Genomic DNA, 16,653 nt, shown 5'->3' with positions numbered 1-16,653 from the left:
GATTTTCCCGACGCCCCGTTCCCAGGCGGCCCGTGCGGTGGACAATCAGGGGCATGAGCCAGCAGGGGGGAAGGCCCACCGGTCACGAGGACGACTGGTGGGGGCAGTTGTACGACGACTCCACCGGGGACACGGGCCCCACGGCCACGGCCGATTCCCTGGACGACCGGTACGCCTCGGCGGCCGGGACGGTCGGCCCGGGGGAGCCACGGGAGGGTCCGGAGGCGGGGCCGGGGGCGCGGGAACCCCGGCCCGGCCCGCCCCCGGGAGCCGCCGGCCGGTGGGAGCGCCCGGCGGGCGGCGGTGTTCCCGCGCCGCGCACCGGATCCGCCCCTCCCCCCGGCGCTCCCTGGACCGCATCCGCCCCGGCCGGACGCGCCGGCCCCCCGCCCGCTCCCCGGGCCTCCCGCCCCCTCACCTTCCCCCCGCCCCGCGACCACGCCGGGTCCGGGCCGCCCGCCCACGACGCCGAGCCCACCGCGCTGCCGGCCGCCGATCCCGACGCCCTGGACGGCCTCGTGGCGGACACCGTGCTGGACGGGGCCCGGTACGGCAGCTGCACGCTGCGGGCCGTGTCCGTGCGGGGAGAGCTCGCGCGGCACCGGGGCGAACCGCGCCGCGACGCGCTGCTCACCGCCCGCTTCGGCGCGGGGGACCGGGCGCTGGTCCTGGTGGCGATGGCGACCGGCGCCCGTGCCGCGCCGCAGGCGCACCGGGCCGCCGCCGAGGCCTGCCGCTGGATCGGCCGGGCCGTGGGCCGCAGTCACGCCCGGCTCGTCGAGGACATCCGCGCCGCCCGGCGCGGCGACCTGAAGTCCGGCCTGCACCGCCTCACCGACCGCAGCCTCGGCAGGCTCCGCGCCGACGCCGCCGAACGGGGCCTGTCCCCGGACGCGTACCCGGCCGCCCTGCGCTGCCTGCTGCTGCCCGCCGACCCCGCGTGCCGGACCCGCGTGTTCTTCGGCGTCGGCGGGGGCGGGCTGTTCCGGCTCAGGGACGAGCGGTGGCAGGACATCGAGCCCCGGATCGCCGCCACCGGCGAGCCCGCCGCCGGATCCGGCCCGGCCCCCGCCGAGACGCCCGAGGGCGACCGGCGCACCCTGGACCTGGGCATCACCACACCGCCGAGCCCCTACGGCGAGCCGGAACCGCCCCGCGAACCCTTCCGTTTCCGCGCCTCCGTCGCCCGCCCCGGGGACGTCCTGCTGATGTGCACCGCGGGCCTCGCCGACCCGCTGCGCGGCGGACCGGAGCTGGGCGGGCACCTCGCGGGACGCTGGGCCGGCCGCACCCCGCCCGGCCTCGCGGCGTTCCTCGCCGACAGCCAGATCAGGGTCGAGGGGTACGCGGACGACCGTACGGCCGCCGCGGTCTGGGAGGCGTGACGCCCGCCGGCCGTCCCCGCACGCCCGTCGGCCGGCCGTCCCCGCTGCGCGCCGGTGGGGGGACCGACGGATTCCGGCCAGTTTCCCCGGTCGTGGGGAGACCCGGCGGCGCGGGCCGCGGCGGCCGTCCACCGGGTCCCCCGCGCCCCGCCGATCGGTTTTTGCCCCGCGCGGCCTGCGCGATACGGCCCGGATATGCGAATGCCGCGGACCGGACCGCCCCCGGCGCCGTACCGTGTCCCTCCCGCCCGACGACCGGGTCCTGCGCCCGGAAACCCCGTGGCCGAACACCCGGTCGTCGACGACACGGCATGACTGCCTCGTGCCCGAACGGGCAAGCATCCCCGTGAACGTGTTCGAGCACGGAGGGGAACCGACATCGGCACGCGGGCGGGGGACATGAAGAGGCAGGCACGAGGAGGCGGTCCCACGGCGGTCGGGGCCTCCTCGGCGAACGACACGGTGGAGGAGAAGGCCGACGGCGTCATGACACAGGCGCCCCAGCTGCGGTGCAGACTCGGGCGGGCCGACCTCGGAGCGGTGCCCGAGGCCCGCCGCGCACTGCGCGAACTGCTCAGACACTGGGGGAGACCCGAACGCTCGCAGGTGGCGGAACTGCTCACCAGCGAACTCGTCACCAACGCGCTCGTCCACACCGACGACGACGCCGTTCTCACGGCCACCGTCGGACCCCGCGCACTGCGGGTGGAGGTACGGGACTTCGTGGCCCGCCGCCCCCGGCCGTGCGTACCGGACGCCGGCGACAGCACGCACGGCCGGGGCCTGCTGCTGGTGGAGTCGCTCGCGGACGCGTGGGGAGTGCGGGCGCACGGGGTGGGCAAGGCGGTGTGGTTCGAACTCGACGCGGAAGCCGCCTGAACCGGCCGCACGGGAACACGCGGCGCGACGACGGCGACGGCGAGGGGGCGCGACCCGCACGGGTCACGCCCCCTCGCCGAGAGAACCGGTGGAGCCGCCGGCGTCAGCCGAACTGCTGCTCCAGGTCCTTGAGCTTACGCTCCAGGGAGTCCAGGCGCGGCAGGGCCTGTGTGTCGTCCTCCGCGGTGAGGTCGACGGTGACCGGGTCGGAGCCATTGCGCACGGGCTGCAAAGAGGCCCGCGGCGCGCGGGCGGGAAGCTGCTCCGGCGCGGATATGGCAGGCTCCGCGGGCGCCGGGGCGGAGCCCCGCTCGACGGCCTGGACCTCCACCTGCCGCGCGCCGTTGCGCCCGACGATCCGGTGCCCCCGGCTGATCGCCTTCAGCTGGGCCCGCTCCACGCGCTCCTGCTCGCGGCGGCGGCGGCGCGCCTCCTCCTTCTGGCGCTTGTCCTCGCGCACCTCCTCGACGGCCTCGTCGAGGCTGCGCACGCCCTCCAGGAGCATCAGCGACCAGGCCCGGTAGGTCTCCCGGGGCGCCCGCAGCCAGCGGACGACCCGGATCTGCGGCAGCGGCCTGGGCACCAGGCCCTGCTCCCGCAGGGCGGCCCGGCGGGTCTGCTTCAGCGCGCGGTCGAACAGCACCGCCGCGGACAGGGACATGCCGGCGAAGAAGTGCGGGGCTCCCGCGTGGCCCGCGCCCCTGGGCGCGTGCACCCAGTTGAACCAGGCCGCGGCGAACGCGAAGGTCCACACGAGTATCCGGGAGCCGAGCGCCGCGTCACCGTGGCTCGCCTCGCGCACCGCCAGCACGGAGCAGAACATCGCGGCGCCGTCCAGTCCGAACGGCACCAGGTACTGCCAGCCGCCGGAGAGGCCGAGGTTCTGCTCGCCGAAGCCGACCAGGCCGTGGAAGGAGAGCGCGGCGGCCACCGCGGCACAGCAGAACAACAGGCCGTAGGAGACGGCGCCGTAGATGGCCTCCTTGCGCCTGCGGCGCTCCTCGCTGCGCTCCCACGAGTCGTCGGCGCTCGTGTCCTTCCCCGCGGAGCGCTTGCCGCGCGCGAGCACCGCCACCGCCACCAGCATGCCCAGGAGCAGTACGGCGCCCGGAAGCAGCCAGTTCAGCGATATGTCGGTCAGTCTCATCTGGGGTCCCTTGCATTGGGATAGGGCGTAACGCCCGCCATAGTGGCCCAAACCCGCTGGTCCTCAGGGGGTTTCGGGGCAAGAGGCCGCCGAGGAGGTGCAAGGGGATGCCCAAGGCGGCTTTCTGCTCGAACTGCCGCGTGAGGAGCGGGAGTTGAGTTCGAATAAGACTACCCGTACGGGCGGTTCCACGGAAACTTCCTGCGACGGGTGAGGAAGTTGTGAATCACCTGTGACCGTGTGGGTGCCGTATTCGCGGGTGATCTTACGGGACGGCGGGGGCGTCGGGCACGGCGGGGCGCCGAAAGGGCGGGAGAACGCGCCGCGGTGCGGGCCGGGGGCGGCTCAACCCGTGGTGGCGAGCAGCTTGGTGACGCGGTCCGCGTCGCAGGTGCGCGGGCAGGTGGCGCAGGTGTCCTCGGGGCGCAGGGTGTAGAACATGCAGCAGCTCGCCCGGTCCCGGGTGCGCAGCGGTTCGCCGTCGGGCCCGGTCAGCTCCCGGAACGCCGCCGCGCCGACGTACGGCCGGGTCGCCCCCGGCAGCAGCAGCTCCAGCTCGCGCCGCGCCCGCTCCTCCTCGCCGAGCAGGTGGGCGACGTACCAGAGGCCCTCCACGACCTCGTCGGTCGCCATGCCCCACAGCGCGCGCCCGCGGCGCCGCATGCGCGGGCCGAAGCCGGCGAGGACGGGTTCCAGGTGCTCGGCGACGGCGGCCCGCACCTGCGCGCGCAGGGCCTCCTCGTCGGCGACCACCCGGGCGCCGGGCAGGGCGGCGGCCGGGTCGCCGGGCAGGCAGGCGAAGCCGTCCGGGCGGACGGCGAGGCGGCCCATGGACAGGCCGGGGGCCGTGCGGTCGTACGAGACGTGCGTCACGGGATAGCGGGGCACGCGGCGGTGCAGGAACCACGGGACGGTGATCAGCAGGCAGGCCGGCCAGGCGTACCGGTGCAGGCCGAAGCTCGCGACCACGTCCGGGCGGGCCTTCTGCCCGTAGTCCCGCAGCACCTGGGCCTCGTCCCAGGCCAGGAAGGAGTCGAGGGCGGGACCGCCGGCCGCCAGGGCGGCGGCGGTGACCCAGCCGCCGCCCCGCGGCAGCTCCTCGCCGGCGGCCGCCTCCGTGACGGCCAGACCGGGGAAGACGCCGGTCAGGCGCGCGTAGGCCTCCGCGACGGCCGAACGAGGGGCGGGCGGGACGGGCATACCGGGACCACCGATCCAGGGCTGGTGTGCGGGTCAACTAAAGGTAAGCCTTACCTTACCCAAGATTGCCGGTGTTTGAACCGGCGGCTTGTGCGCTTATGGTGCTCGACGGGTGAGCAGCCGCTCGCCGTGACGACCGCGAACGCCGACACGTCTGGGACACGTCCGGAGGAGGACCCCGTGGAGCAGGGCGCACCGGGCTTTGCCGGGGCCGGCGGACGGCCGGACGCGCGGACGGACCCCGGGGCCGTGCGGGTGCCGGCGCAGCCGGGGGCCGCGGACGCGGACCGGGCCGGGGGCGGCGCGGCCGAAGCGGCGCCCGGGGAGCACCCGCACGACGGGCGGGGCGTTCCGCGGGACCGGCCGGCCGTCCGGCGGTCCTCCGTGCGGGGGCAGGTCCTGGACGCCCTGCGGGCCGCGCTGGTGACCGGGGAACTGCGGCCCGGCGAGGTGTACTCGGCGCCGGTGCTCGCGGAGCGGTTCGGGGTGTCGGCCACGCCGGTGCGGGAGGCGATGCAGCAACTGGCGCTGGAGGGCGCCGTCGAGGTCGTGCCGAACCGCGGGTTCCGGGTGGTCGAGCGGGGCGCGCGGGAGCTGGCGGAGCTGGCCGAGGTGCGGGCGCTGATCGAGGTGCCGGTGATGCTGCGGCTGGCGCGCACGGTGCCCGCCGAGCGGTGGGCCGAGCTGCGCCCGCTGGCCGAGGCGACGGTGCGGGCCGCGTCGTCCGGGTGCCGGGCCTCCTACGCCGAGGCCGACCGCGCCTTCCACCGGGCGGTGCTGTCGCTCGCGGGCAACGGGCAGCTGGTGCAGATCGCCGAGGACCTGCACCGGCGCGCGCAGTGGCCGCCGGCGGGGGCGGCGGGGTCCGTGACGCGGGGACGGGCCGAACTGGTGGCGGACGCGGCGGAACACGGGGCGCTGCTGGACGCGCTGATCGCGCGGGATCTGGACGTGGTGCGGGTACTGGTGCGGGAGCACTTCGCGGGAGCGGGATGAGCCGGGGGCGGGGGGCGGCCCGCCGGCCGGGTCAGGCCGTCGCCGCGTCCGACGCCGGCGGTGTCAGGTGGCGGGCCAGCCAGGTGGGGACGCCGCCCAGGAGCCGGTACAGGCGGTGGGCCTCCGCGCGCAGGCGGGAGGCCTCCGGTTCGGATTCGGTGTCGGCCAGGGACGCCAGGGCCGGAGCCGTGCCGACCAGATAGCCCAGTTCCTCGCGGATCCGCAGGGATTCGGCGAAGCCGTGCCGGGCCTCCGCCAGCTCGCCGTCCCGCAGGGCGAGTCCGGCCAGGTGGCGCCAGGTGAAGGAGAGGAGCAGGGGGTCGGGGTGGGCGGTGGCGGCCGCATGGGCGCGGCGGTAGGCGGCGCGGGCGGCCTGGGGGGAGCGGGCGAGGTTCTCGGCGAGTAAACCGCGGCGGAAGTCCAGGAGGGCCCGGGCCGGCCTCCCCGGCGGGATGAGCGCCGCCGCCCTGCCGAGGGCGGCGCGGGCCTCGTCGGCCCGGTCGCGTACGCCGTGCAGCGTGGCCGCGTAGGCGAGCTGGCCGCGTTCGCAGGCGGCGGCCCCGCGCTCGTCGTCGCTGTGGGCCAGCGCCTCCGCGGTGCGCAGCGCGTCCTCGGCCTCCTCCCAGCCCTGCTCGGTGTACAGGCACCGCTCCACGAGCAGCGTGGCCCGTTGCAGGGCCGCGGCGGCGGTGACCGGCTGCAGCAGGGCTGCCGCGTCGGCCCAGCAGGCGCGTGAGCGCAACCGCCATACCGCGGTCTGGAGCGGATCGTCACCTGCGGTCGTTCCCGTACCAGACATGGCGGTATGCGCCACGTTGCCCTCCCCTAGCACGCCATCGAGCTGTTGAGTGGTGGCCGCATCTCAGCACGAATCGCCCGGCCCGGCCAAGAGGGTGGGTGAAGGATTTCACAAAGTCGGAGGACCGGGCCCCTCAGCTCATCCGCAGCGCCAGGAAGAAATCCAGCTTGTCCTCCAGCCGCGACAGGTCACGGCCCGTCAGCTGCTCGATCCGCCCGACGCGGTACCGCAGTGTGTTGACGTGCAGGTGGAGGCGGGTCGCGCAGCGGGTCCAGGAGCCGTCGCAGTCCAGGAAGGCCTCCAGGGTCGGGATCAGCTCGGCGCGGTGGCGGCGGTCGTAGTCCCGGAGGGGGTCCAGGAGGCGGGCGGTGAAGGCGCGGCGCACGTCGTCCGGGACGAAGGGCAGGAGCAGGACGTGGGAGGCCAGTTCCTGGTGGCCGGCCGCGCAGACCCGGCCGGGGCGGGCCGCCGCCACGCGGCGGGCGTGCCGGGCCTCCTCCAGGGCGCCGCGCAGGCCCTCCGCCGAGTGCACGGCCGCGCTGACGCCGAGGGTGATCCGGCCGTCGTCGCCCAGGCCGGCCGTGAGCGGGCCCCGTATGGACTCCAGGAGGGCGTCGGCGAGGACGCCGGACTCCGAGCCGTCGTGCTCCGCCGCGACCGCGGGGAGGGGGACCAGCGCGACGGCCTCGCCGCCGGTGTACGCCACGGCGATGCGGTCGGCGGGCTCCGGGCCGGCCAGGTCGTGCCCCCCGCTCGCGGAGCCCGGCAGCGGGGCGGCCAGGACCTCCTCCAGGAGGGCCTGGGCGGCCGGGCCCTCCTCGACGTCGCCGCCGTCCCATTCGACGCGGGCCACGACCACCTGCCAGTGCGGCGCCGCCCCGAGGCCGGGGAGCAGGACCGGGGCCGCCACGCGCAGGCGGGCGGCGATCTCGGCGGGCGCCGCGCCCGTCTGCGCCAGCTCCAGGACCTCCTGGGCCAGGCGGCGGCGGACCGTGCGCGCCGCCTCCCGGCGGTCCCGCTCGACCGCGATCAGCTGGGTGACGCCGTGCAGCAGGTCGAGCCGCTCCTCCGGCCAGTCCCCGGCGTCCGCCTCCACGGCCAGCAGCCAGTCGGACAGCACCGTCTCGCGCACGTCCCGGGCGGCCTGCGGGGAGTGGCCGCTGGAGCGGACCGGGAAGAGCGAGTAGGCCGTGGCGCCGAGGGTCACGCGGTGGGGGCCGTGCCGGCCCGTGCGGGTGGCCGCCAGGTGTTCGGCCGCGAGCCGCGCGCACACGTCGGCGGCGAGGGCGGGGCCCGCGGCCTTCGGACCCGCGACCAGCCGGCCGGTGGGGGACAGGACCCAGGCGCGCAGGTCCAGGTCCGAGCCGAGCAGGTCCAGGACCACGTCCGGGCCGCCGCCCGCCGGGCCCGACGTCATCATCCGGCGGTGCCGGTCGACCACGGCCGCGAGGTCTCCGGCGCGCTCGCCGGAGACCTGCCGCACGACGTGCTCGGTGATCGTCGCGAAGGCCACCGACTCGTGCACGGCGAACAGGGGGAGGCGGTGACGGGCGCAGGCGACGATCAGATCCTCCGGGACGTCGCCGAGTTCCGCCTCGCCGGCGGCCAGGGCGGCCACACCGGCCTGGACCAGGATCCGCACGAACGGTTCGGAGTCGGCGGCGTCCCGGCGCCAGGCCAGGCCCGTCAGCACCAGCTCACCGCCCGAGAGGTAGCGGCTGGGGTCCCGCAGGTCGGTGGTCATCACACCCCGGACGGTGCGGTCCAGCTCGTCCTCACCGCCGAGGAGCCTGAGGCCCAGCGCGTCGGTGGCCAGCAGTGCGCGCAGCCGCATTCTCGTCGCCGCCGTTCTCTGTCTCGAAATCTTCGCCGAATGGTGCAGGGCGGGGGTCCGTCCGGCGGGGCGCTGAGCGGCGCCCGCCGTCTCCCGAGCCGTGTCCCGGCCGTGTTTCCGGTCACGCGGACGTGTCGCGCGTTTCCACAGGAAAACACGGAGGTTACCGTTGCCCTCCGTTCATACGAATCTACAAGATACCTGCCCTGGCCAGCCAACTCCTTCATGGTTTCCGTGACTGACCCGCCCGGGTGCAGCGCTGTGTACTGAGGCCACCGCACGGTGACAACACCTGCACGAGCCGGACCGGCCGCACACGGATTGGCTCGATCTGTACGCCCCACGAGACGAAGAAGAGAGCCGGTCATGGACTTCCTTCGCCCCGCCAGCTGGGAGGAGGCGCTCGCCGCGAAGGCGGAGCACCCCACCGCTGTGCCGATCGCGGGCGGCACCGACGTGATGGTCGAGATCAACTTCGATCACCGCCGGCCCGACTACCTCATGGACCTGAACCGCGTCGGTGACCTGTACGAGTGGGAGGTCGGCGAGGAGAGCGTACGGCTCGGGGCCTCCGTCCCGTACACGAGGATCATGGAGAACCTGCGCGCCGAACTGCCGGGGCTCGCCCTCGCCGCGCACACGGTCGCCTCCCCGCAGATCCGCAACCGCGGCGGCGTCGGCGGCAACCTCGGCACCGCCTCCCCGGCCGGCGACGCCCACCCGGCGCTGCTCGCCGCGGGCGCCGAGGTGGAGGCCGCGTCGGTGCGCGGGACGCGCCGCATCCCGATCGACGAGTTCTACCGGGGGGTGAAGCGCAACGCCCTCGCGCCCGACGAGCTGATCCGGGCCGTGCACGTGAAGAGGGCCGACGGGCCGCAGCAGTTCTCCAAGGTGGGCACCAGGAACGCGATGGTCATCGCCGTGTGCGCGTTCGGGCTCGCGCTGCACCCCACGACGCGGACCGTGCGCACCGGCATCGGCTCGGCGGCCCCCACGCCGGTCCGGGCCGGGGCCGCCGAGGAGTTCCTGAACGCCGCGCTGGAGGAGGGCGGCTTCTGGGACGACGGCAAGGCCCTCCCCCCGTCGGTGGCCCAGCGGTTCGCGCAGCTGTGCTCCGCCGCCTGCGCCCCGATCGACGACGTCCGGGGCACCGCGCGCTACCGCCGCCACGCGGTCGGCGTCCTGGCCCGCCGCACGCTGACCTGGACCTGGGAGACGTACCGCGGCACCCGCCGCGCCACGGAAGGAGCCGCGTGATGCGCGTCAGCCTCACGGTCAACGGGCGTCCGCGGGAGGCGGACGACGTGTGGGAGGGCGAGTCCCTGCTGTACCTGCTGCGGGAGCGGCTGGGGCTGCCCGGCTCGAAGAACGCCTGCGAGCAGGGAGAGTGCGGGTCGTGCACGGTCCGGCTCGACGGCGTGCCGGTGTGCTCCTGCCTGGTGGCGGCGGGCCAGGCGGAGGGCCGCGAGGTCGTCACCGTCGAGGGCCTGGCGGACCACGCCCGGCGGCGCGCCCGCGGCACGGACGCACCCGGCACGGACGCACCCGGCACGACGCACGGCGCCGCCGGCTCCCGGACCGGCGAGGAGGCCGGACTCTCCCCGGTCCAGCGGGCGTTCATCGACGCCGGCGCCGTCCAGTGCGGCTTCTGCACGCCCGGCCTGCTGGTCGCCGCCGACGAGATGCTGGAGCGCAACCCGAACCCGACCGACGCGGACATCCGCGAGGCCCTGTCGGGCAACCTGTGCCGCTGCACCGGCTACGAGAAGATCATGGACGCGGTCCGCCTCGCGGCCGCCCGGCAGTCCGAGGGGGCCTGACCATGCCGTCCAGCAGGCCCTTCGCCGCGTCCGCGCGGGGCGGCGCCCCCGCCGGCGCGCCCACCGGGATCACCCAGGGCTCCCGGACCGGGGGCGGCGTCGGCGAGTCCACGCTCCGCCCCGACGGCACCCTCAAGGTCACCGGCGAGTTCGCCTACTCGTCCGACCTGTGGCACGAGGACATGCTCTGGGGCCAGATCCTGCGCTCCACCGTCGCGCACGCCGAGATCGTCTCCATCGACACGAGCGGGGCGCTGGCGACGCCGGGCGTGCACGCCGTGCTGACGTACGACGACCTGCCGGCCGGCGTGCGGCACTACGGCCTGGAGATCCGGGACACCCCCGTCCTCGCCCACGGCAAGGTCCGCCACCACGGCGAGCCGGTCGCGATCGTCGCCGCCGACCACCCGGAGACCGCGCGCCGCGCCGCCGCCAGGATCGAGGTCGAGTACCGGGAGCTGCCGGCGGTCACCGACGAGGCCTCCGCGCTCGCGCCGGACGCGGTCCTGGTCCACGAGAACCGCGCCGGCCTCCCCCAAGGACCTCCGGCGGGCTCCGGCCCGGGAGAGACCCCCGTCGCCGGCCGCGTCCCGCACCCCAACATCGTCCACCGCCAGCCAATCGTGCGCGGGGACGTGGCCGAGGCCCGGCGGCGGGCCGACGTGATCGTCGAGGGCGAGTACCGCTTCGGCATGCAGGACCAGGCCTTCCTCGGCCCCGAGTCCGGTCTCGCCGTGCCCGAGGAGGACGGCGGCGTCCACCTCTACGTCGCCACCCAGTGGCTCCACTCCGACCTGCGGCAGATCGCGCCCGTGCTCGGCCTGCCCGAGGACAGGGTGCGCATGACGCTGGCCGGCGTCGGCGGCGCGTTCGGCGGCCGCGAGGACCTGTCGATGCAGATCCACGCCTGCCTGCTGGCGCTGCGCACCGGCCGGCCGGTGAAGATGGTCTACAACCGCTTCGAGTCCTTCTTCGGGCACGTCCACCGCCACCCCGCCACCCTGCGCTACGAGCACGGGGCGACGAGGGACGGCCGGCTGACCCACGTCAGGTGCCGGATCGTGCTGGACGGCGGCGCGTACGCCTCCTCCTCCCCGGCGGTCGTCGGCAACGCCGCCTCGCTCGGCGTCGGCCCGTACACCGTCGACGCCGTCGACGTCGAGGCGATCGCCCTCTACACCAACAACCCGCCCTGCGGCGCCATGCGCGGCTTCGGCGCGGTCCAGGCGTGCTTCGCCTACGAGGCGCAGATGGACAAGGTGGCCGGGAGACTCGGCCTGGACCCGGTGGAGTTCCGGCAGCGCAACGCCATGGCGCAGGGCGACCTCATGCCGACCGGGCAGGCCGTCGACTCCCCGGCCCCGGTCGCCGAACTCCTGCGCCGCGTCAAGGCGATGCCGATGCCGCCGGAGCGGCAGTGGGAGAGCAGCGAGGGCGTGGACGTACGGCAGCTGCCGGGCGGCCTGTCCAACACCACGCACGGCGAGGGAGTCGTCCGCGGCGTCGGCTACGCGGTCGGCATCAAGAACGTCGGCTTCTCCGAGGGCTTCGACGACTACTCCACCGCCCGCGTCCGCCTGGAGGCCGTCGGCGGGCGGCCCGTGGCCGTCGTGCACACCGCCATGGCGGAGGTCGGCCAGGGCGGCGTCACCGTCCTCGCGCAGATCGCCCGCACCGAGCTGGGCGTCACCCAGGTGACCATCCACCCGGCCGACACGCGGGTGGGGTCGGCGGGTTCGACCTCGGCGTCCCGGCAGACGTACGTCACCGGGGGCGCCGTGCGGAACGCCTGCGAGCTGGTGCGGGAGCAGGTGCTGGAGACCGGGCGCCGCAGGTTCGGCTCCCGCCGCCCCGCCTGGGCGACGGCCGGCCTGCGGCTGGCGGACGGCAAGGTCGTCACCGACGGCGGTGAGGTGCTGGCCGACCTGGTGGACGTGCTCGGCGACGAGGCGGTCGAGGTCGAGCGGGAGTGGCGGCACCGGCCGACCGAGCCCTTCGACCCGCGCACCGGGCAGGGCGACGGGCACGTGCAGTACAGCTTCGCCGCGCACCGGGCCGTCGTCGAGGTCGACACCGAACTGGGCCTGGTCAAGGTGGTCGAGCTGGCCTGCGCCCAGGACGTCGGCAAGGCGCTCAACCCGCTGTCCGTGGTCGGCCAGATCCAGGGCGGCACGGTGCAGGGGCTGGGCATGGCGGTGATGGAGGAGATCGTCGTCGACCCGCGGACGGCGAAGGTGCGCAACCCCTCCTTCACGGACTACCTGATCCCCACCATCCTCGACACGCCGGCCATCCCCGTCGACGTGCTCGAACTCGCCGACCCGCACGCCCCGTACGGCCTGCGCGGCGTCGGCGAGGCGCCCACCCTGTCGTCCACCCCGGCGGTGCTCGCGGCGATCCGCGACGCCACCGGGCTGGAGCTGAACAGGACGCCGGTACGGCCGGAGCACCTGACCGGGACCGCGTGAGGGACCCTTCGGGCGGCGCGGCCGACCCGGCGGGGCGGGGTGCGGCTCACGGCATCCGCAGCAGCCGGTTCGCCGCCCGCCCGAACACGTACCGCGCGGCCCGCCGCAGCGCGCCGTCGAAGAGGCCCGGCAGGAACCGGACCCGCACCTCCTCGCGCCACACCACCCGGGCCCGGCCGCCCGGCCCCGGCCGCACCTCGATCTCCGCCCAGCCCGTGATCGCCCGGCCCCGTTTCTCCAGGCGGCACCGGCCGGGCGTCCCGTCCCGGGGCGGCTGCCAGACCGTCACCTCCATCGGGTCGTCGAAGGCGAGCGGGCCGACGCCGGTGCGGGCCACGAAGAGCGTGCCCCGGCGGGTCGGCGGGGGCGTGGTGACGGTGACCCGGGTCAGCGGCACCACCTCGCCGTGCCGGTGCCACTCGGTGAGCCTGCGCCACGCCTCGTCCGGGGGGAGCGGTGCCGTGCGTTCGACGAAGAAGGTGACCACGGCACGATCGTAGGGAACCGGGCCCGCGCCGTCGGGAGCGCCGCGGCCTCCCCGGACGGACCGGCGGGCGGCGGACGGGGCGACCGCGGCCGGCCGCTTCGCAGGCCGGCCGACCGGCATGGCACTCCAGTTCGAGGTAGGCGGGACGGCTCCCGGGTTACTCGCGCGGACATGCAAGTGAAGCGAGAGTGAGGAGAGCCCCATGAGCGGACACCTCTGGCACCGGGCCCTGGTGACCGGTGGAGCCGGTTTCGTGGGTTCCCACCTGTGCGGCCGGCTGCTGGACGCCGGCGCCGAGGTCGTGTGCCTCGACAACCTGTCCACCGGCTCCCGCGCCAACGTGGCCGAGCTGGAGCGGCGCCCCGGCTTCCGCTTCGTCCGGGCCGACGCCGCCGACCCGGCGGCGCTGCGCGGCCTGCCCGGCCGCTTCGACCTGGTGCTGCACTTCGCCTGCCCGGCCTCGCCCGCCGACTACCTCCGGCTGCCGCTGCAGACCCTCGACGCCGGCAGCACCGGCACCCGCAACGCCCTGGAGCGCGCCCGCGCCGACGGCGCCCGCCTCGTCCTCGCCTCCACCTCCGAGGTCTACGGCGACCCGCTGGAGCACCCGCAGCGCGAGACCTACTGGGGCAACGTCAACCCGGTCGGCCCGCGCAGCGTCTACGACGAGTCCAAGCGGTTCGCCGAGGCCCTGACCACCGCCCACCGCCAGGTGCACGGCACCGACGCCGCCATCGTCCGCATCTTCAACACCTACGGGCCCCGCATGCGCACCGGCGACGGCCGCGCCGTGCCCACCTTCATCGCGCAGGCCCTGGACGGCATGCCCCTCACCGTCGCCGGCGACGGCAGCCAGACCCGGTCCCTGTGCTACGTCGACGACACCGTCGACGGCGTCCTCGCCCTGGCCGCCTCCCGCGAGACCGGGCCGGTGAACATCGGCGGCGGCGAGGAGATCACCGTGCTGGAGCTGGCCCGGCGCATCGTCGAGCTCACCGGCTCCGCCTCCCGCATCCGGTTCGTCGAGCGCCCCGTCGACGATCCGGGCCGTCGCCGGCCCGACACCGCCCTGGCCCGCGAACGCCTCGGCTGGCAGCCGCGCGTCGGCTGGGGCGAGGGCCTGGAACGCACCATCGGCTGGTTCGCGCACGCCGTGGCCGCGTGAGACGGCCGGGACGGCCACCGCTTCCTCGTCACGGACGGTGAGACACGGGCGCACTCCTGTCATTGAGCTGTCTCCAAGTGTTTGAGACAGCCGCGGCGCGGCACCCGCGTGTCCCATAAGAACCATTTGCCGCTCGGGACGGAGCACCTCCCATGCGCATCCTCGGTATCAACGCCCTGTTCCACGACCCCGCCGCCGCCCTCGTCGTCGACGGCAGGACCGTGGCGGCCGCCGAGGAGGAGCGCTTCAGCCGCCGCAAGCACGGCAAGCGCCCGGTGCCGTTCTCCGCCTGGGAGCTGCCCGAGCTGTCGGCCCGCTGGTGCCTGGCCCACGGGGGCGTGCGGCCGGAGGAGCTGGACGCCGTCGCCTACTCCTTCGACCCCGGGCTCGCCCGGCCCGCGCGCGCCATGGGCCTGGACGACCCCTGGGACCCGCTGCGCCTGGAGTACGCCCGCCGCGCCCCGGAATTCCTCGCCGAGGCACTGCCCGGACTCGACCCCGGCCGGGTCGTCCTCGTCCCGCACCACGTGGCGCACGCCGCCTCCGGCGGGCTGGCCTGCCCGCATCCCGACAGCGCCGTCCTGGTCCTCGACGGCCGCGGCGAGGCCGCCTCCCACCTGGCCGGCCGCTACCGCGACGGCAAGCTCGACACGCTCGCCGCGCAGGCGCTGCCGCACTCGCTCGGCCTGCTCTACGAGGAGCTGACCGCACACCTCGGCTTCCTGCGCAGCAGCGACGAGTACAAGGTGATGGCCCTCGCCTCCTACGGCACGCCCCGCTTCCTGCCCCGGCTGCGCGAGCACGTGCACGCCACCGGCGACGGCGGCTTCCGCGCCCACGGCGTGGACTGGGCCGCGCTCGCCCCGCCCCGCGCCGGGGGCGAACCCTGGACGCGGGACCACGCCGACCTGGCCGCCAGCGCCCAGGCCGCCCTGGAGGAGACCCTCCTGGAACTCGTCCACTGGCTGCACCGCCGGGCCGGCGGCGAGTCGCTCGCCCTGGCCGGCGGCGTCGCCCTCAACTGCGTCGCCAACTCGAAGATCGCCGCCCGCGGCCCGTACCGGAACGTGTGGGTGCAGCCCGCCGCCGGCGACGCCGGCACCGCCCTCGGCGGGGCCCTGCACGTGGCCGCGCAGGAGGAGCTGCCGCAGCCGATGCCGGGCGCCGACCTCGGCCGCGGCTGGCGCGACGAGGAGCTGCGGGCCTGGCTGGAGACGGCCGCCGTCCCCTACGAGCGGCCGGACGACGTCGCCGAGGCCGTCGCCGGGGAACTGGCCCGCGACGGCATCGTCGCCTGGTTCCAGGGCCGCAGCGAGTACGGGCCGCGCGCCCTGGGCCACCGCTCCCTGCTCGCCCACCCCGGCCGGGCCGAGAACCTGGAGCGGCTCAACCACGTCAAGGGCCGCGAGGAGTTCCGGCCGGTCGCCCCGATGGTCCTCGCCGACCGCGCCGCCGGCATCTTCCGCGGGCCGCTCCCCAGCCCGTACATGCTCTTCGTGCACGACGTCGCCGCCGAGTGGCGAGACCGCATCCCGGCCGTCGTCCACGTCGACGGCACCGCCCGCATCCAGACCGTCGAGGAGCGCCGCGAGCCGCTGGTCGCCCGCATGCTGCACGCCTTCGAGCGGCGCACCGGGCTGCCGGTCGTGGTCAACACCAGCCTCAACACCGCCGGGCGGCCCATGGTGGACGACCCGCGCGACGCGCTGGAGTGCTTCGGCTCCGCGCCCGTGGACCTGCTGGCGATCGGGCCGTACGTGGTCCGCCGCGGGAGGGCGTACGCATGACCGGATACGCCGTCGTCGTCCCCACCCTGGTGCGCGGCACGCTCGCCGACTGCCTCGCCGCGCTCGCCGCCGCCACCGGGCCGCCCCCCGAGCGGATCGTCCTCGTCGACGACCGGCCCGGCCCCGACGCCGGCCCGGAAGCGCTGGAGCACCCGCTGAGCGTCCTCGGCGACCTGCGCGAGCGCACGGTCGTGCTGCGCGGCGGGGGCCGCGGCCCGGCCGCCGCCCGCAACACCGGCCTCCGCGCGGTCACCGCGCCGTGGACCGCCTTCCTCGACGACGACGTGCAGGTCGGCCCCCACTGGTGCGACCAGCTCGCGCGGGACCTCGCCGAGGCGGCCCCCGACACCGCGGGCGTCCAGGGCGTGATCACCGTCCCCCTGCCCGGCGGGCGCCGCCCCACCGACTGGGAACGCGGCACCGCCGGCCTGGCCCGGGCCCGCTGGATCACCGCCGACATGGCCTACCGCACCGACGCCCTCAAGCAGGCCGGCGGCTTCGACGAACGCTTCGAACGGGCCTTCCGCGAGGACGCCGACCTCGCGCTGCGGCTGCTCGACGCCGGCTGGCGCATCCGGCGGGGCCGCCGCACCACCCGGCACCCGGTGCGTCCCGCCTCCCGCTGGGTCTCCCTGGAACAGCAGCGCGGCAACGCCGACGACGCCCTGATGCGGCGGCTGCACGGC

14 protein-coding genes are annotated in these 16,653 nt (G+C 75.9%); 9 read left to right on the top strand and 5 right to left on the bottom strand.

The features are described from left to right. The first annotated feature begins 53 nt into the window (after positions 1 to 53). Positions 54 to 1,385 carry a protein phosphatase 2C domain-containing protein gene (locus ABD363_RS05305; RefSeq protein ID WP_344600174.1) on the top strand — a complete coding sequence of 444 codons (1,332 nt, stop codon included), beginning with the start codon at positions 54 to 56 and terminating at the stop codon, positions 1,383 to 1,385. Between the two features lie 462 nt (positions 1,386 to 1,847). Beyond that, on the top strand, positions 1,848 to 2,264 hold the full coding sequence (locus ABD363_RS05300; protein ID WP_344600427.1) for an ATP-binding protein: 417 nt from the start codon (positions 1,848 to 1,850) through the stop codon (positions 2,262 to 2,264). A 103-nt stretch (positions 2,265 to 2,367) separates the two neighbouring features. On the opposite strand, the gene ABD363_RS05295 is transcribed toward ABD363_RS05300, so the two are convergent. Together ABD363_RS05295 and ABD363_RS05290 are read right to left on the bottom strand one after the other, a co-directional pair. Beyond that, complete coding sequence (locus tag ABD363_RS05295; protein ID WP_344600173.1) at positions 2,368 to 3,411, bottom strand: DUF2637 domain-containing protein; 1,044 nt, start codon at positions 3,409 to 3,411, stop codon at positions 2,368 to 2,370. 345 nt (positions 3,412 to 3,756) lie between these two features. Beyond that, on the bottom strand, positions 3,757 to 4,611 hold the full coding sequence (locus ABD363_RS05290) for a (2Fe-2S)-binding protein (RefSeq protein ID WP_344600172.1): 855 nt from the start codon (positions 4,609 to 4,611) through the stop codon (positions 3,757 to 3,759). Positions 4,612 to 4,791: 180 nt separating this feature from the next. Here ABD363_RS05290 and ABD363_RS05285 point away from each other — a divergent pair, with 180 nt between their 5' ends. Beyond that, on the top strand, positions 4,792 to 5,607 hold the full coding sequence (locus ABD363_RS05285) for a GntR family transcriptional regulator (RefSeq protein WP_344600171.1): 816 nt from the start codon (positions 4,792 to 4,794) through the stop codon (positions 5,605 to 5,607). A gap of 31 nt (positions 5,608 to 5,638) precedes the next feature. Here ABD363_RS05285 and ABD363_RS05280 read toward each other — a convergent pair whose 3' ends face one another. Both ABD363_RS05280 and ABD363_RS05275 read right to left on the bottom strand, forming a co-directional pair. Continuing rightward, positions 5,639 to 6,421, bottom strand: coding sequence for a hypothetical protein (locus ABD363_RS05280; RefSeq protein WP_344600170.1), 783 nt, complete (start codon positions 6,419 to 6,421; stop codon positions 5,639 to 5,641). 118 nt (positions 6,422 to 6,539) lie between these two features. Beyond that, positions 6,540 to 8,240, bottom strand: a complete 1,701-nt coding sequence (locus ABD363_RS05275; RefSeq protein ID WP_344600169.1) for a PucR family transcriptional regulator — start codon at positions 8,238 to 8,240, stop codon at positions 6,540 to 6,542. A gap of 366 nt (positions 8,241 to 8,606) precedes the next feature. Between ABD363_RS05275 and ABD363_RS05270 the strand changes: the two genes are divergently transcribed. Genes ABD363_RS05270 through ABD363_RS05260 form a run of 3 tightly spaced genes read left to right on the top strand, consistent with a single transcriptional unit; the run spans position 8,607 to position 12,528 of the window. Continuing rightward, the gene (locus tag ABD363_RS05270) at positions 8,607 to 9,497 is read left to right on the top strand and encodes an FAD binding domain-containing protein (protein ID WP_344600168.1); all 891 of its coding nucleotides are present in this window, start codon (positions 8,607 to 8,609) and stop codon (positions 9,495 to 9,497) included. Further along, positions 9,497 to 10,060, top strand: a complete 564-nt coding sequence (locus ABD363_RS05265; RefSeq protein WP_344600167.1) for a (2Fe-2S)-binding protein — start codon at positions 9,497 to 9,499, stop codon at positions 10,058 to 10,060. Before ABD363_RS05270 ends, ABD363_RS05265 begins: the two co-directional genes overlap by 1 nt. A 2-nt stretch (positions 10,061 to 10,062) precedes the next feature. Further along, positions 10,063 to 12,528, top strand: coding sequence for a xanthine dehydrogenase family protein molybdopterin-binding subunit (locus ABD363_RS05260; protein ID WP_344600166.1), 2,466 nt, complete (start codon positions 10,063 to 10,065; stop codon positions 12,526 to 12,528). Positions 12,529 to 12,574: 46 nt separating this feature from the next. Here ABD363_RS05260 and ABD363_RS05255 read toward each other — a convergent pair whose 3' ends face one another. Then, the gene (locus tag ABD363_RS05255) at positions 12,575 to 13,015 is read right to left on the bottom strand and encodes an SRPBCC family protein (RefSeq protein ID WP_344600165.1); all 441 of its coding nucleotides are present in this window, start codon (positions 13,013 to 13,015) and stop codon (positions 12,575 to 12,577) included. A 202-nt stretch (positions 13,016 to 13,217) separates the two neighbouring features. Here ABD363_RS05255 and ABD363_RS05250 point away from each other — a divergent pair, with 202 nt between their 5' ends. The 3 genes from ABD363_RS05250 to ABD363_RS05240 all read left to right on the top strand — a co-directional run. Further along, positions 13,218 to 14,180: a UDP-glucuronic acid decarboxylase family protein gene (locus tag ABD363_RS05250; RefSeq protein WP_344600164.1), complete on the top strand. Its 963-nt coding sequence runs from the start codon at positions 13,218 to 13,220 to the stop codon at positions 14,178 to 14,180. Between the two features lie 152 nt (positions 14,181 to 14,332). Beyond that, the gene (locus tag ABD363_RS05245; RefSeq protein ID WP_344600163.1) at positions 14,333 to 15,967 is read left to right on the top strand and encodes a carbamoyltransferase family protein; all 1,635 of its coding nucleotides are present in this window, start codon (positions 14,333 to 14,335) and stop codon (positions 15,965 to 15,967) included. Continuing rightward, a partial coding sequence (locus ABD363_RS05240) for a glycosyltransferase family 2 protein (protein WP_344600162.1) occupies positions 15,964 to 16,653 on the top strand: 690 nt, incomplete at its 3' end. The genes ABD363_RS05245 and ABD363_RS05240, both read left to right, overlap by 4 nt.

Origin of the sequence: Streptomyces glaucus, from assembly GCF_039533365.1 — a bacterium.
Taxonomy (GTDB): Bacteria; Actinomycetota; Actinomycetes; order Streptomycetales; family Streptomycetaceae; genus Streptomyces; species Streptomyces glaucus.
The sequence above is the reverse complement of the archived record's forward strand: the minus strand, read 5'-3'. Positions and strand labels throughout refer to the sequence as shown.

Bases quoted from the DNA above. Each gene is read 5' to 3' on its own strand.
- ABD363_RS05305 (WP_344600174.1), top strand. From the start codon at position 54: ATGAGCCAGCAGGGGGGAAGGCCCACCGGTCACGAGGACGACTGGTGG.
- ABD363_RS05295 (WP_344600173.1), bottom strand. From the start codon at position 3,411: ATGAGACTGACCGACATATCGCTGAACTGGCTGCTTCCGGGCGCCGTA.
- ABD363_RS05290 (WP_344600172.1), bottom strand. From the start codon at position 4,611: ATGCCCGTCCCGCCCGCCCCTCGTTCGGCCGTCGCGGAGGCCTACGCG.
- ABD363_RS05275 (WP_344600169.1), bottom strand. From the start codon at position 8,240: ATGCGGCTGCGCGCACTGCTGGCCACCGACGCGCTGGGCCTCAGGCTC.
- ABD363_RS05270 (WP_344600168.1), top strand. From the start codon at position 8,607: ATGGACTTCCTTCGCCCCGCCAGCTGGGAGGAGGCGCTCGCCGCGAAG.
- ABD363_RS05265 (WP_344600167.1), top strand. From the start codon at position 9,497: ATGCGCGTCAGCCTCACGGTCAACGGGCGTCCGCGGGAGGCGGACGAC.
- ABD363_RS05260 (WP_344600166.1), top strand. From the start codon at position 10,063: ATGCCGTCCAGCAGGCCCTTCGCCGCGTCCGCGCGGGGCGGCGCCCCC.
- ABD363_RS05250 (WP_344600164.1), top strand. From the start codon at position 13,218: ATGAGCGGACACCTCTGGCACCGGGCCCTGGTGACCGGTGGAGCCGGT.
- ABD363_RS05245 (WP_344600163.1), top strand. From the start codon at position 14,333: ATGCGCATCCTCGGTATCAACGCCCTGTTCCACGACCCCGCCGCCGCC.